The organism is Daejeonella sp. H1SJ63 (assembly GCF_029360775.1).
Lineage (GTDB): Bacteria > Bacteroidota > Bacteroidia > Sphingobacteriales > Sphingobacteriaceae > Daejeonella.
Genome location: NZ_JARKMZ010000027.1, coordinates 1 through 15543, shown reverse-complemented (window position 1 = coordinate 15543; position 15543 = coordinate 1). Strand labels below are relative to the sequence as shown.

10 protein-coding genes are annotated in these 15543 nt (G+C 40.8%); all 10 read left to right on the top strand.

Annotated elements, in window-relative coordinates; all coding sequences use genetic code 11:
• Nucleotides 1-16 precede the first annotated feature (16 nt).
• The gene (locus P2W72_RS07395) at nt 17-595 is read left to right on the top strand and encodes an RNA polymerase sigma-70 factor (RefSeq protein WP_276360362.1); all 579 of its coding nucleotides are present in this window, start codon (nt 17-19) and stop codon (nt 593-595) included.
• Nucleotides 596-686: 91 nt separating this feature from the next.
• Nucleotides 687-1892: a FecR family protein gene (locus P2W72_RS07390; RefSeq protein ID WP_276360361.1), complete on the top strand. Its 1206-nt coding sequence runs from the start codon at nt 687-689 to the stop codon at nt 1890-1892.
• 188 nt (nt 1893-2080) lie between these two features.
• Complete coding sequence (locus tag P2W72_RS07385; protein WP_276360360.1) at nt 2081-5425, top strand: TonB-dependent receptor; 3345 nt, start codon at nt 2081-2083, stop codon at nt 5423-5425.
• A gap of 62 nt (nt 5426-5487) precedes the next feature.
• A complete protein-coding gene (locus P2W72_RS07380; RefSeq protein ID WP_276360359.1) occupies nt 5488-6912 on the top strand; it encodes a RagB/SusD family nutrient uptake outer membrane protein in 1425 nt (474 codons plus the stop codon).
• A 202-nt stretch (nt 6913-7114) separates the two neighbouring features.
• Nucleotides 7115-8356, top strand: a complete 1242-nt coding sequence (locus P2W72_RS07375) for a dipeptidase (RefSeq protein ID WP_276360358.1) — start codon at nt 7115-7117, stop codon at nt 8354-8356.
• A 53-nt stretch (nt 8357-8409) separates the two neighbouring features.
• Nucleotides 8410-9690, top strand: a complete 1281-nt coding sequence (locus tag P2W72_RS07370; RefSeq protein ID WP_276360357.1) for an amidohydrolase/deacetylase family metallohydrolase — start codon at nt 8410-8412, stop codon at nt 9688-9690.
• Nucleotides 9691-9762: 72 nt separating this feature from the next.
• A complete protein-coding gene (locus tag P2W72_RS07365) occupies nt 9763-11439 on the top strand; it encodes an aminotransferase class V-fold PLP-dependent enzyme (protein WP_276360356.1) in 1677 nt (558 codons plus the stop codon).
• Nucleotides 11440-11485: 46 nt separating this feature from the next.
• Nucleotides 11486-12781 (top strand): amidohydrolase/deacetylase family metallohydrolase, encoded by a 1296-nt coding sequence (locus P2W72_RS07360; protein ID WP_276360355.1) that lies wholly within the window; start codon nt 11486-11488, stop codon nt 12779-12781.
• A gap of 124 nt (nt 12782-12905) precedes the next feature.
• Nucleotides 12906-14147, top strand: coding sequence for an amidohydrolase/deacetylase family metallohydrolase (locus P2W72_RS07355; protein WP_276360354.1), 1242 nt, complete (start codon nt 12906-12908; stop codon nt 14145-14147).
• A gap of 10 nt (nt 14148-14157) precedes the next feature.
• Nucleotides 14158-15447, top strand: coding sequence for an amidohydrolase/deacetylase family metallohydrolase (locus tag P2W72_RS07350; RefSeq protein ID WP_276360353.1), 1290 nt, complete (start codon nt 14158-14160; stop codon nt 15445-15447).
• Nucleotides 15448-15543 lie beyond the last annotated feature (96 nt).

Below are 15543 nucleotides of genomic sequence, written 5' to 3'. Positions count from 1 at the left end.
AACTATGCAAAACAAAATGGGACAAATATCTGATTTTGAGCTCATCTCCAGAATAAAGGAGGGCGATGAATCTGCTTTCCGTATTGTTTTCAATTTATACTCCGGAAAATTATTTAATTTCAGCTATCGTTTTCTTAAAGACAAGGAACCATGTCATGAAGTTGTTCAGGAAGTCTTTCTGAGCCTTTGGCTTAATCGCTCAAAACTCGATACGCAATTTCCTATTGCCCCCTATCTTTATACAATTACCCGCCGGCTTACACTGAATGTTATCAGACAAGTTGCCAATTCTCAATGTGCTATTGAAAAAATGTGGCTGAACACGCAAAAGGTTAGCAATGAAACAGAAGAGGTAGTCCTTTTGGATGATCTTGAGAGATTTGCTGCAGGTGTTTTGGCTCAGTTACCCAAACAGCAGCAGCTTGTTTACAGAATGAGCAGACATCAGGACCTGACTTATGAAGAAATTGCACAGGAGTTAAATATTTCCAAAAATACTGTGAAGAATCATCTTGTAGCGGCATTAAAGACTCTGAGGACTCATTTATTTAAAGTTTTCACCTTTATATTTTTTCTGGACTCTGTTCTGTCATAATTTTCTGACAAATATTTTCCTGCCGACTAGTCCTTATCGAATTCCCGCGTGTATTAGTATTGTTGATCATTCTGCATGACAGGATATAAATATGAGTCAAAGAAAATTAGAAGAGCTTTTAAGACTTTTTGTTGAAGGTAAGATCAGCAGAGCTGAATACGAGCAGCTTTTTGATTATATACGGTCAACCTCCGGCGAGGATGATGAGTTGAATCATGCTGTTGATTATGTTTTCAGAAATATTAAGAGCTATGAAGATTTAAGTGATGATGAGAAGGAACTTCTCTATAAAAATATTATCAGCTCAATTCCTTCTGAAGAAGATTCCCGGAATGAAAAATCTACCCGGAGCTTATGGTATAAGATTGGGATTGCTGCAAGTATCATTGTAGTTTTTGCAATTGGTTTATTTTTTTATTCAAAAGAAACTCAAATTCAGCCGGTGGTTGCAGTGAAAAAGATTGCTAAACCTGTAGTTATAGAACCCGGAGGCGATAAGGCAGTATTAACACTTTCAGACGGTTCAAGGATTATTCTGGATAATGCAAAAAATGGTGTTTTGGCTAATCAGGCAGGTGTAAGCATTCAGAAAACATCTGATGGCGAATTACTCTATACATTTTCGCATTCTGATGGAGATGAGACTCTGGAAATTACTGAAGACATAATTTATAATAAGATAGAAACACCTGTAGGGGGCAAGTATCAGGTAAATCTTCCGGATGGTAGTAAAGTATGGCTGAACTCAGCCTCTTCCTTACGTTTTCCTGCTTTATTTAGTGGAAATACCAGAGAAGTTGAGTTGAGTGGAGAAGCGTTTTTTGATGTTGCCAGTAATAAGAATAAGCCTTTTAAGGTAATTACCAAAGATCAGATTGTTGAAGTCCTGGGCACTCAGTTTAATATTAACTCTTATGGGGATGAAGAGACTATTAAAACGACACTGATTGAGGGATCTGTAAAGATTATTTATAAGGATAAGGTGGTTCTGCTTACGCCAGGTCAGCAGTTTCAGCCAAATGAATTAAAACCTAAGGTAATTGAGGCAGATACAGAAGAGGTAATTGCCTGGAAGAACGGGTATTTTTTGTTTAAGAATGAAGATATACACAGTATCATGAGAAAATTGTCGAGATGGTATAATGTAGAAGTCAGCTACAACGGTGAAATTCCTGAAGTTGGTTTTGGAGGTAATATCTCCAGATCAAAGGATATCACTGAGGTGCTTGATGCATTACAGCTTACCAATGCAGTTCATTTTAAAGTTGAAGGAAGGAGGATTACCGTTATGCGATGAAACAGACTTCGTAAATGAAAATGGTAATCCAAAAAAACCAGAAGCGGTTGCAACGCTCCTGGCTAAACGTTGGGCTACCAAACAACATGTAGTGAACAAGTATTAACTAAACCCAAACACGCAAATATATGAAATTCGATTCATTAACATTATGTAGGCCCTCTGACTACATAATAAAGCTATTGTTGATGATAAAACTGACTTTTGTTTTATTGGTCACAGTTCTGCTTCAGGTAAGCAGTGCTGAAACGTACTCTCAGACGGTGAGTTTAAAGTTTAAGAACGCTAAACTTGAAACCGTGCTGAAAGAAATTGGAACCCAGACGGGTTATGATTTGGTGTATATTACTCCCCTGATCAATGAGGCCAGGCCGGTTAGTATACATGTAAGTAATGCTCCTCTGAGGGATGTATTGGAAAGATCATTTTCTAACCAGTCTTTAACTTACACAATTAGTAATAATACAATTATCGTACAGAAGAAAGCTGCTGAAAATGTGGCTGTTCCTCTTATCGGTATTGAAACACTGACTGAAAAAGCTCCTCCGGCAGAAATCAGAGGTAAAGTTACTGACACTAAAGGCGAAGCACTGATCGGTGTTAGTGTAAAAGTGAAAGGAACTGCTGTTGGTGTAAGCACTGATGTTAATGGTAATTTTACCATCAATGCACCCGATGGTTCAACTACTCTTGTATTTACCTATGTTGGTTATACTACGCAGGAAGTTTCTATCGGCGGTCGTACTTCTCTGAATGTTCAGCTAAGCCAAAGCACTGAAGCCTTACAGGAAGTGGTTGTGGTAGGATACGGAACTCAAAAGAAAAGTGATTTGACCGGTTCTGTTGTTTCAGTAACCTCTAAGGATATTAAAGATCAGGCATTTTCCAATATTAACCAGGCCCTTCAGGGTAAGGTTGCCGGGGTTACTTTTACAAGTACTTCAGGAGATCCGGGAGAAGGAGTCAATGTCAGAATCAGAGGACTAAACACATTTGGTAGTTCTGGCCCTTTATATGTTGTAGACGGTATGCCAATGGAGGCCGGAGATATTAATAGTATTAATCCTAATGATATCGAGTCAACAACTGTTCTGAAAGACGGATCTGCTGCAGCTATTTATGGTTCAAGATCTGCAAATGGTGTGATCCTGCTTACCACAAAGAGTGGAGCAGATCGCGTTCCTTCTATCAGTTTTAATTCATACTACGGTATTCAGTCATTTAACAAGTTTATTCCATTGCTGAATTCTCAGCAAATGGCAGATGTGATTAATGAGGCTCACGTAAATGGTAATTTTTATCCTTTACAGCCAGCCATGAACGATCCGAATAACCTTAAAACCAGTACTGACTGGCAGGATGAGGCGATTAATCCGGCCCCGATTCAGGATCATTCAATATCAGTTTCCGGAGGAAATCCGAATGCTAAATATGCGATATCCGGTGGTGTTTTTGATCAGGAAAGCGTTTTGGCCTTCCGTACGTTTAAGCGTTATTACTCCAGAGTAAAAACTGAGTTTAAAATAGGCAAGTTAACTATTGGTCAATCGTTAATAGCGAGTAGGGACCAGGGGCTGAACCTGAATTTTGGTAATAACCTTGATTTAGCTTATATGATGGGTGCAGCGCCTACTATGCCTGTATACGACCCTAATAATGATAGCGGTTATGCAGGTCCATCTCCGGCAGTAACCGGTGTTAATAACAGGGATAATATCTTAGGCCGTCGTGATATGAACCGTGCCTATACCTGGAACAATAAGCTAATTGGAAGTGCATATGCAGCTTATAAGATAATACCTGATCTGGAATTCAAGATTAATGCAGGTCTGAACTTTGGTAACCGGCGTTTCAAAAACTATGTTCCACGATTCCAGATGAATAACAGGGGTAGTAATATAAGGTCGCTTACAGAAAGATTGTCAGAATCTTATGAGTATCTGATTGAAAACACATTGTCTTACAATAAGGTAATCGCTAAAAATTATCGTGTTAATTTATTGGCAGGTTATACTCAGCAAAATTTCTTCTTTAATACTATTTCTGGTAACAGAAGGGATTTCCCAAGTAATGACATTCAGGTATTAAGTGCCGGAACCGGAGCTTTTACAATTGATGGAAATCAGGCAGAAAACTCATTAAGGTCATTTTTAGGAAGGGCTAACATTACCCTTTTTGAAAAATATCTTGTTACTGCAACCATTCGCCGGGATGGCTCGTCAAGGTTTGGTTCAACCAACAGATATGGTAATTTCCCTTCAATTGCAGTTGGGTGGAATCTGGATCAGGAAAACTTCCTGAAAGATTCAAAGCTTATCAGTGGATTGAAGCTAAGAACAAGCTGGGGGCAATTGGGTAACCAGGACATAGGTAATTATAGTAACCAGACTGTAGTTTCAACTAACTCGCGTTATTTCTTTGGAGCTGATGCTTTAGCTCCGGCTGCTGTTGTAAATACCCTTGGTAATCCAAATTTACGCTGGGAGAGAACTACCCAATCAAACATTGGAGTTGATTTAAGTTTACTTCAGAATAAAATCACTTTTACAGCTGATTACTGGGTTAAAAATACCGATGGAATTCTCGTTCGTACCCCTATATCTACCGTTACAGGATTTGCACGTGATTCAGGACCATACCAAAATGCCGCTGAGCTACAGAACAAGGGATTTGAATTCCTTGCCGCTTACCGTGGTAATGCAGGTGAATTGAAGTATGGTGTTTCTGCTAATCTTTCAACTGTGAGAAACAAAGTGCTTTCACTTGGAGCTGGAAGCAGTATCATTAATCTTCTTGAGAACGTTTATTACTCAGGAACTTTTGTTCGTACTATGCCGGGTATGCCTATGTCGCATTTTTATGGACATATTTCTGATGGTATTTTCCAGACTCAGGCTGAAATTAATGCTCATGCAAGTCAGCCGGGAGCAAAACCAGGTGATGTAAGATTCAGGGATATCAATGGAGATGGAAAGGTTGATGCAAATGACCGGACAAACATTGGCGATCCATGGGCTGATTTTGATTATGGATTCTCTGCAGATGCAACATTTAAAGGCTTTGATATCAACATGAGTTTTTATGGTACACAAGGTAAACAGCTTTATGATGCTCAGGGAGTTTATTTAGAGACGATGCAAGGTGAGTGGAATAACAAGACCACTGTATTGAATCGCTGGAAAGGTCCTGGTACATCCAATACTTTACCAAGAGCAGTTCGTGGTGATACCAATCAAAACAACCGTGGTCAGTCAAGATATGTTCTTGATGCAGATTTCCTTAGAATGCAGAATTTCCAGATTGGCTACACCATACCGCAAAGTATGATTAAGAGAATTGGTGCCAGAAATGCAAGAATTTATTTTAATGGACAGAACCTATTTACTATCACAAAGTATCCAAATTATAATGCGGATACCCTGGGTGGTTTAGGCTTTAATGACGATTCAATGAGTCCGCTGGGATTTGGAGTAGACACAGGTTCAACTCCGATACCAACTGTGTATTCATTAGGAGTTAATTTAACCTTCTAAGGTAATTAGAACTTCAATTTATTCTGATAATTAAGTCATTAAGAAATTTAAAGTATAAAAAAATGAAAAAGCTAAAAAGTCTAATAACGACCTTCATAGTATTGTTATTATTTAGTGGTTGTAGTAAGGAATTTCTGGAAAAATCTCCACCTGATGCATTGACAGAAGATGGATTCTACAATTCTGAAGAACGGGCACAACTTGGAGTAAATGCAATATATGTATCACTTCAGTCATCCTGGAGTGAAAACCTCTTAAGAATTAATGATGTCCCTTCCGGTGATCTTGTGTTATCCAATACAACACCATTGGAGTATAATAATTTTACTTATTACCCTGCTCTGACTCAAATCCACTCTACCTATAGTGGATTGTATCAGGGGATAATCAGGTCTAATGCAGTTATCAAAAATGTACCTTCAATCAATATGACTGATGCACTTAAGAATCAATATTTAGGTGAAGCCAAATTTTTGAGAGCTCTGAATTATTTTACCCTCACCAATTTGTTTGGTGCAGTACCATTGGTTACTGAGCCTTTAGCAAATACAGATGCGGCTTTAGTTGCAAGAACTCCGGTTGCTGATATTACTAAAGTAATTATTGCAGATCTTGTGGCTGCTGAAGCAGGTTTGCCTGTTTCTTATAGCGGCAATAATTTAGGAAGAGCCACCAAAGGTGCAGCTCAGGCACTGCTCGGAAAGGTTTATTTGTATAATAAGGATTATACTAATGCAGAGAAGTACTTTAGTCTGGTTATTGCTTCGGGCAAATATGGACTGATGGACAATTTCCAGGAAGTATGGCACCGTTCTTTTGAGAACAATAAGGAATCAGTTTTTGAAGTACAGTTTGCAGATATTGGTGGAAGTGGAGCGAATAATAAAAACGGTACAATGCTTCCTGCAGTAAATGGAGCTACCGGTTCTACTTTGGCTACCAAAAGGGCATTTGATGCTTTTGATCCGAGTGACCCACGCAGAGGTATGTCTATATTCAAAGCCGGTGATACTTTCGCACCAAATGTAAGTGCAGCTTTAGCAATATTTAACCCTACATGGTCTGCAAGTGGTTATGCAGTTAAGAAGGGTATGTGGCCTATCATGTATGTTAACGGAAGTGGTATCAATTACCCACTGATTCGTTATGCAGATGTATTGTTGATGTATGCAGAAGCAGCTAATGAGTTAAATCAGATCGATAAGGCTCGTGCAGCGGTGAATCAGGTTCGCCAGCGTCCGTCTGTTATGATGCCTGTACTGACAACTGCAGATACAGGAACGAAACAAACTATGTTTGACGCAATTGTTAAAGAAAGACAGGTTGAACTGATGTTCGAATTTCAGCGCTTTATGGATCTGAAAAGATGGGGAATGGCGCCAACTGTATTAGGTCCACTGGGATATCAGGCTAAACATAATTTATTCCCGATCCCTCAGCTTGAACTGGATATTAATCCTAAACTGACACAAAATCCGGGCTGGTAACAGTCTTCAGTAGTTCTTTTTTAATAAAAGGGATGTTGTGAAAATTTTCACAACATCCCTTATTCAAATTTCCGGGGAAATTCGATCTCTTCATAACGAGACCAGGATATGAACCGTACCTGAAACCTATTGCCCTTAGTTTAAGGAACAGTATGAGGTTCAGTTCTCTGATAGAATAAAAATTCTTTCAAAAACAAATAAATTGAAACGCAGAGATTTAATTAAGGGTTTATCACTGTTGCCATTAACAGATTATTCGGTTATCGGCGATTTAGGTAGGCTTTTTTCTGAAGGAACCGCTTCTTCGTCGGAGGCATTTTTCTCAGCTGATCTGCATAAAGATGCATTTGTAATGGATGGACATATCCATGTGATAACAAGGCAGCTTCTCGAAGGTTTGGATATAGGCCAGCGTTATCCAGACGGGCATGTTGATCTTCCCAGAGCTATCGGGGGTGGACTGGATGCCATGTTTTTTTCTGTTTATACTCCTGAACCTTATTATCCCGGACGACATGAAGTCAAGAATACTTTTCGGGTAATTGAACTGGCTTTGGCTCAGATCGAAAAGAATAATAATCTGATCGAACTTGCCCGTTCTGCATCAGAAATTACAGCAGTCAATAAGAAAGGTAAAGTTGCCGCTTTTCTTGATTTGGAAGGCGGATTTGATCTCGACGGAGATCTTAATCTGTTAAGAGCGCTTTACAGACTTGGTTTACGCTCTGTTCAGCTTACAGCTCATAATGAAACCAATGGATTTATAGATGCATGCAGCGATATTAAGCGTTGGGGTGGTATCAATGACCATGGCCGGGCGGTAATCAGCGAGATGAACCGTTTAGGAATGGTGATCAATGTAGCTCATGCTTCGGATGATGCTATATTGCAGTCTGCAGCAGCCAGTAAAGACCCAATTATTTACAGTCATGGCGGATTCAGAGCTATTGTAGATAATCCGAGATGTATCACGGATCAGGGAGCCAAAGCGATTGCTGCAAAGGGCGGGGTAATCGGGATTCAGTTTGGCAGCAGTTTTAATAATCCCAAATATGCCGCATGGCAAAAGTCGCTTCAAAGATCTGTTACGGCTCCCCGGCAGGAACCTAAAGATCTGACGAAGCTATCAATTGAAGAAATAGACAGGGAGATTGCAAAGGATCTTCCTTTTGTATATAAAACTAAAATACCTGATGAATACTGGATGGGTACAGATCAGCTTGCTAAAGTCATCGATTATGGTGTTCGTTTGCTCGGTGAAGATCATATAGCTCTGGGCTCAGATTTTGATGGAGGACCGCCTCTGCCAAGACAGATTAAGGATGTGAGTGATTATCCGCAAATGACAAAAGCAATGCAGGAATTAGGTTATTCAGAACAAAGAATCCGCAAAATTTTAGGAACAAACTGGTTGAGGGTAATCAGAGAGGTTACAGATAAGTAGTAAGAAATTATTTCAATATAATATAAAAGAATTTAGAATCATAATCAGGAAACATGAACAGAACTTTACTTAAACAATTTGGCCGGATTCTGTTTGCCGGACTGTTATTGCCGGCCTTAAACCTTCAGGCTCAGCAAATTGATCTGCTCCTGAAGGGCGGTCATGTGATCGACCCAAAGAACAATATCAACTCTAAAATGGATGTTGCTATTGCTGATGGCAAGATATTCCGTGTAGCCGCCGATATTCCTGCAAATACCGCAAAAAAGACTGTTGATGTTAGCGGATTATATGTTACACCGGGCTTGATCGATATTCATACACATGTTTTTGCAGGAACTAAGGATCCGGGGTTTACCGGATTTGAAATTGCTGACGGATTAGGAAGTGTGGTACCGGATGATTTCAGTTTTCGCGCAGGAGTAACAACTTTAGTAGATGCGGGTTCTTCGGGCTGGAGAGATTTTCATAAATTCAAAAAAACCATCATTGATCATTCAGAAACCCGTGTGCTTGCATTTTTAAGTATTGCAGGTCATGGAATGCTGGGAACCGTTAATGCTCAGGATCTTACAGATATGAATCCGGTTGCTACCGCATTTGTAATGAATGAGTATCCTGACCTGATTGTGGGCATTAAAGCCCATCATTACCGCGGGCATGATTTTACACCGGTTGACCGCGCTGTGCAGGCCGGAAATATTACTAAGAAGCCGGTTATTGTAGACTTTGGCGGAAGTACTCCGAGATTGTCTATAGAAGAGCTGTTTATGAAGCATTTGCGGCCTGGTGATATATTTACTCATACTTATGCCTATTCATTGCCGGGCAGAGAGTCTGTTGTTGACGAGAACAGCAAGTTAAAACCTTTTGTTCTGGCTGCACAGAAAAGCGGCCGGATTTTCGATCTGGGACATGGCGGCGGCGCATTCAGATGGCATGTGGCCAACGCCTCGGTGAAGCAAGGCTTTTTACCTAATACAATCAGTACTGATCTGTATCGGGCCAGCCGAAATGCAGGGATGAAGGATATGGCTAATGTGATGTCCAAATTCCTGGCACTGGGTTTATCTGTTCAGGATATTATTCTTCGTTCAACATGGAATCCAGCACAGGTAATTCAGAAACCTGAACTTGGGAATTTAAGTGTGGGTGCGGAAGCTGATGTGGCTGTTTTTAACGTTCGTGAAGGAAATTTCGGATTTATGGATTCAAGAGGCTTAACCATGAAAGGCAATAAAAAATTTGAAGCCGAGCTTACGCTGAGGGCAGGAAAGATTGCATGGGATTTAAATGGTATCAGCGGGCCTATCTGGGATCAGGTGAAACAATAATAGTGAAGAATCAGTGAAAAATGTAAATTCAATAATGATAATCAAAGTATTAACCTATTAATATAAATACAGATGAAACGTAGAAATGTTCTTAAAACCCTGTCGCTTCTGCCTCTGGCGGGGTCGGTAAATTCAGTGTTTGCATCTCCGGCAGTAGTTAGCCAGGTTGCTCCTCCATTTAATCCACTGGGGCCTGCAGCTGAGATCACGCTTGAATCGTTTATGTCTCCGACTAATATCTACAGAACGTATGGAATTGAACCTGTTATCAATTGCAGAGGTATTTTTACGATCATCGGCGGATCATTGAAGCGCCCGCAGGTTAAAGCAGCAATGGAGGAAGCTTCACGCAATTTCGCACAGATGGATGAGGTTGGTGATGGAATTGGCAGGAAGCTCGCTGAACTGACCGGTGCAGAGTGGGGTGTTGTTTCGGCAGGTTGCGCTGCAGGATTGAAGCTGGTTACAGCTGCCGTGGTTGCCGGGGGCGATCCTGAGAAGCTAATCAGAATTCCAAATCTTGAAGGTTTGGAGAAGACTGAAGTAATTGTACCAAGGACATCCAGAAATGCCTATGATCATGCTATCAGGAACATTGGGGTAACGATGGTCAATGTAGGGTCAATGGAGGAATTGAAAAATGCAATTAACCCTAAAACTGCAATGATCTATGTAGTAAATGGCGACAGGTCCTGGACCGGAGCACCAATGTCTCTGGAGAATATTGTTGCAGTGGCAAAAGAAAAAAATATTCCGGTTCTTTTTGATGCGGCAAATGAGATACTGACATTTCCCCCTGTACATCTTAAACGTGGTGCAACAATTGTTGCGTACAGCGGAGGGAAGGCTATCTGTGGACCGCAATCATGCGGTCTGATTCTGGGTAATAAAGATATTCTGATGTCTGCCTGGCAGGCCAGCTCCCCTCATCATGGTCCTTGCCGCGATAATAAGGTAGACCGCGATGAAATGTTTGGAATGGTAGCTGCTGTGAAGGCATGGAAAGAAATTGATCACGAGGCAATCAGAAAGCAGTGGTATTCTTATCTCGATCATGTCATTAATAAAGTAAAAGGAATTAAAAGTGTTGAAACCATGGTACATGTACCTTCAACACAATCCGGATTATCAAATGTTTCGCCTGAGGTGGTGATTACCTGGGATGCGGATGTATTAAATATTACAGGGGCAGAAATGGCAGATGAGCTGGCCCGTACCAAACCACGAGTCGCTGTTGCAAGCGGTGGCGGTCGCGGAAGAGATGCAAATATCAATGGAATTGCGGTTACTACCATTGGAATGCAGGCCGGAGAGGAGAAGATTGCTGCAGATAAAATTTATTCTATCCTCACAGCAAAGAGGGCCCCAAGGGTTAAAGAACTAAAGGCTCCGGCAGGGAATGTTGCAGGCGCCTGGGATGTGGATGTTAAGTTTTACAGCAGTCAGGGTAAGCATAAATTGTTTATTGAACAGGATGGAAACTGGATCAAAGGCTCACATCAAAGTGGTTTTGCAGTGAATGATATGACCGGAACTATTGAGGGGAATGAGGTAAAACTGCAAAGTTCCATTAAGCTGACCGGCGATTCAGTGATTTATACATTCAGCGGTACCTTATCAGGGAATCAGCTTTCCGGTGAAATATTTATGGGAGAATATCGCAGCGCCAGATTTACAGCCCTGCGAAATACAGAGGCCGCACCGAAGAAAAAAATATTTGTCCCTTCAGGAGCTCCGCTTGCCAGTTAATTTAAAAGTCATTAAATTAAGAGAATACTATTTTAAACAATTTAAAATGAAAAAAAATATAATCAAAAAGATTTCAGGGCTGTTATTTACAGCATGTTTAATGTCTTTATCGGCTGTTCAGGCTCAGGAAATAGATATGCTGTTAAAAGGCGGACATGTAATTGATCCAAAGAATAAAATCGATTCTAAAATGGATGTTGCAATCAAAGACGGTAAAATATTCCGGGTTGCAGCAGATATTCCTGCTTCCAGTTCAAAAAAGACTGTTGATATAAGCGGTTTGTATGTTTCTCCGGGTTTTATTGATTTACATGTACACGTTTTTGCTGGTACAAAGGATCCCGGCTTTACCGGATTTGGAATAACCGATGGACTGGGCAGCGTTGTGCCTGATGATTTTACATTCCGTTCAGGGGTGACCACAGTTGTGGATGCAGGCTCTTCCGGCTGGAGAGATTTCTATACCTTCAAGAAGAATATCATTGATAATTCCCAAACCCGTGTGCTTGCTTTCATCAGTATTGCCGGCCATGGGATGCTGGGTACTGTTCATGCTCAGGATACCACTGATATGAATCCGGTGGCTACCGCATTTGTCATGAATGAGTATCCGGAAACTATTGTAGGAATTAAAGCACATCATTACCGTGGCCATGATTTTACTCCGGTTGATCGTGCAATTGCTGCAGGAAAGATCACCAATAAGCCGATCATTGTAGACTTTGGCTCGAGCACGCCAAAGCTTTCTATTGAAGAGCTTTTTCTAAAGCATTTCCGTCCCGGTGATATTTTTACTCATACTTATTCAGGTTCTGCAACTTCTGAAGGTATGCCGGGTGGGCGCGAATCTGTTATCGACAAAAATAATAAGGTTAAGCCATTCATATTTGAAGCTCAGAAGAAGGGAAGAATTTTTGATGTTGGCCATGGTGGCGGTGCTTTTGTTTGGAGTACAGCCATCAATTCCATTAAACAGGGATTCCTTCCGAACACAATCAGCACTGACTTGTACAGAAACAGCAGAAACGCAGGTATGAAGGACATGGCTAATGTAATGTCTAAATTCCTTAACATGGGAATGTCTGTTCAGGATGTAATTCTGCGGTCTACCTGGAACCCTGCCAATGTAATCAATCATACTGAACTGGGCCATTTGAGTGTTGGTGCCGAAGCTGATGTTGCGGTGTTCAATGTCAGAGAAGGCAAGTTTGGTTATATGGATGCAAGAGGATCTGTTCTGAATGGCACCAAAAAACTGGAAGCAGAGCTTACTTTACGTGCAGGCAAAGTTGCCTGGGATTTGAACGGACTTACCGGTCCGCAGTGGGATGCCGTAAAGTAGTTCTCAATTAAATAATGGATACAATCATAAATATATTTCTATGCAAAAGATGATTAAAAACAAACTGGCTTCGTTGCTTTCTAATGTCCATTCGGTTAACTGTTGGAAGTTAGCTGCAGCTGCAATGATTTTAATTTTATCTGCTGCTCCGGGAAATATCCGGGCACAGGAAATAGATTTATTATTGAAGGGCGGACATGTAATTGATCCGAAGAATAATATCAATTCTAAAATGGATGTTGCCATTACTGGGAATAAAATATCCCGCATTGCAGCAGATATTCCGGCAAACACTTCGAAAAAGACGGTAGATGTAAGCGGTTTATATATTACTCCGGGCCTTATTGATATGCATACCCATGTTTTTCACGGCACTGACCCGAATAGTATGACAGCAAACTCTTACGGCGGATTGCAGGCTGATGCCTTTTCCTTTCGTGCGGGAGTAACTACAGTAGTTGATGCAGGATCTTCCGGTTGGAGGAATTTCCCGCTTTTTAAAGCTCAGTCTATCGATCGTGCCCAAACCCGGGTTCTGGCGTTCCTGAATGTTGTTGGCCACGGAATGCGTTCTCGTTTTGATCAGCAGGATGTAACAGATATGAATCCTGTGATGAATGCTCACATGATTAATAAACTGTATCCGGATATTATTGTCGGTATAAAATCAGCACATTACTGGGGTGATTTTACCTCTGTGGATAAGGCGGTTGAATCAGGTAAGCTCGCCAATGTTCCGGTAATTGTAGATTTTGGAGAACATACACCCACAAATCCCATACAATCTTTATTTATGGAGCATTTTCGTCCGGGTGATATCTTCACACATACTTTTTCTGAAATTAATGGAGGCAGAGAGTCAATTGTTGATGAGAAAACCCGTAAAGTAAAACCATTTGTATTTGAAGCTCAAAAAAGGGGGATCATATTCGATGTTGGTCACGGAGCAGGGGCATTTAATTTTAATCAGGCTATTCCTGCCATAAAGCAGGGCTTCCTTCCAAATACGATCAGTACAGATCTTTACAATTTGAGTATGAATGCTGCAATGAAAGACATGACTAATGTGATGTCTAAATTTCTTGCGATGGGTTTGAGTCTGAACGATGTTATATTAAGAACAACATGGAACCCTGCACAAGTTATAAAAAGGACTGATCTGGGACATTTAAGTGTAGGTACTGAAGCTGATATCGCAGTGTTCAATTTGAAAAAAGGAAATTTCGGATATATGGATGTTCGCCGGACAAAAATCAGCGGCAAAGAAAAGCTGGAGGCAGAGTTAACTATCCGTGCAGGGCGTGTTGTTTGGGATTTGAATGGGATCAGTGTTCCTGAATGGCAAATGCCTTCAGCTACCAATTGATCGATGGTAAATGAAATCATTAAATCATATCGATATGCAAAAGATGTTTAATTACAGAAAGGTATTGCCGCTGGTCTTTGCAATTCCTGTACTGATCGGGCTAACATTGTTTATTACCCCTATTCAAGCAGATGCGCAGGAAATTGAGCTTTTGCTTAAAGGAGGCCGCCTGATTGATCCAAAGAATAAAATTGACGCAAAGATGGATCTGGCAATTGCAGCCGGAAAAGTTATTCGTGTTGCAGCAGATATTCCGGCATCGGAGGCTAAGAAGGTAGTTGATGTATCAGGCTTAATTGTTTCACCGGGACTGATCAATATGCATACTCATGTTTATGCCGGAAGTAATGCGGGGTTTACTGACGGTACCTCAAGCCAGTTGCCTGACGCTTTTGCTCCGCGCGCAGGTATTACAACTGTGGTTGATGCCGGAACATCCGGATGGCGTACATTTCCTGATTTTAAATCAAAGATTATCGATAAATCAACTACCCGTGTACTTGCATTTCTGAGTATTGCAGCCGGTGGATATTCTGTTGATAAAGCTCAGGAGAATGTTGAAGAGATGGATGTTCAGAAAACGGTAGAAACGTTAAAGAATAATCCTGATATACTTGTAGGAGTTCGTATCGGAAGATATGATGGAAAAGAGTGGACTCCTTTCGAAAGAGCATCTGAAGCTGCTAAACTGGTCAATAAGCCATTATTTGTAGAATGTCATCTTCCTGAGTATTCTCTGGAGGATCAATTGAAACGTATGCGTGCCGGCGATATCATTACCCATGCCTTTGAAAATGTTTCAGAACGTATGACTGTTGTTGATGAGCAGGGTAAAGTAAGGCCTTTTGTACTGGCAGCGCAAAAAAGAGGTGTGCTGTTTGATGTTGGTCATGGTGGTGGAGGTTTCTGGTTTAATCAGGCGGTGCCAGCTTTTAAGCAGGGCCTGTGGCCAAATTCATTTGGTACTGATGAGCACCGGACAAGTATGAATTCAGGAATGAAAACCATGCTGAATGTAATGTCTAAATACCTGAATATGGGGATGAGTATTCCTGATATTATTGACAGGGGCAGCTGGAGAGCAGCACAATCTATCAAGCGTCAGGACCTTGGGAACCTCTCTGTGGGTTCTGTGGCTGATATTGCTGTTTTGAGCATTGTGAATGGAAAATTTGGCTTTGTTGATTCCGGGAATAATAAGATCGAAGGGGATAAAAAGTTTGAGGCAGAGCTGACCGTCAGAGGAGGTAAAATAGTATGGGACCTCAACGGTCTGTCTGCTAATGCATATTCCAAATAATTTAATTAAAGAATTTTAATCTGTTTATATGAAGCGAACATGAGATTTTAGCACACACAGGGGCATGTAAATAAGAGTTGGTAACTTTCTACAAAC

Bases quoted from the DNA above. Each gene is read 5' to 3' on its own strand.
- P2W72_RS07380 (WP_276360359.1), top strand. From the start codon at position 5,488: ATGAAAAAGCTAAAAAGTCTAATAACGACCTTCATAGTATTGTTATTA.
- P2W72_RS07395 (WP_276360362.1), top strand. From the start codon at position 17: ATGGGACAAATATCTGATTTTGAGCTCATCTCCAGAATAAAGGAGGGC.
- P2W72_RS07350 (WP_276360353.1), top strand. From the start codon at position 14,158: ATGAAATCATTAAATCATATCGATATGCAAAAGATGTTTAATTACAGA.
- P2W72_RS07385 (WP_276360360.1), top strand. From the start codon at position 2,081: ATGATAAAACTGACTTTTGTTTTATTGGTCACAGTTCTGCTTCAGGTA.
- P2W72_RS07360 (WP_276360355.1), top strand. From the start codon at position 11,486: ATGAAAAAAAATATAATCAAAAAGATTTCAGGGCTGTTATTTACAGCA.
- P2W72_RS07390 (WP_276360361.1), top strand. From the start codon at position 687: ATGAGTCAAAGAAAATTAGAAGAGCTTTTAAGACTTTTTGTTGAAGGT.
- P2W72_RS07355 (WP_276360354.1), top strand. From the start codon at position 12,906: ATGATTTTAATTTTATCTGCTGCTCCGGGAAATATCCGGGCACAGGAA.
- P2W72_RS07365 (WP_276360356.1), top strand. From the start codon at position 9,763: ATGAAACGTAGAAATGTTCTTAAAACCCTGTCGCTTCTGCCTCTGGCG.
- P2W72_RS07370 (WP_276360357.1), top strand. From the start codon at position 8,410: ATGAACAGAACTTTACTTAAACAATTTGGCCGGATTCTGTTTGCCGGA.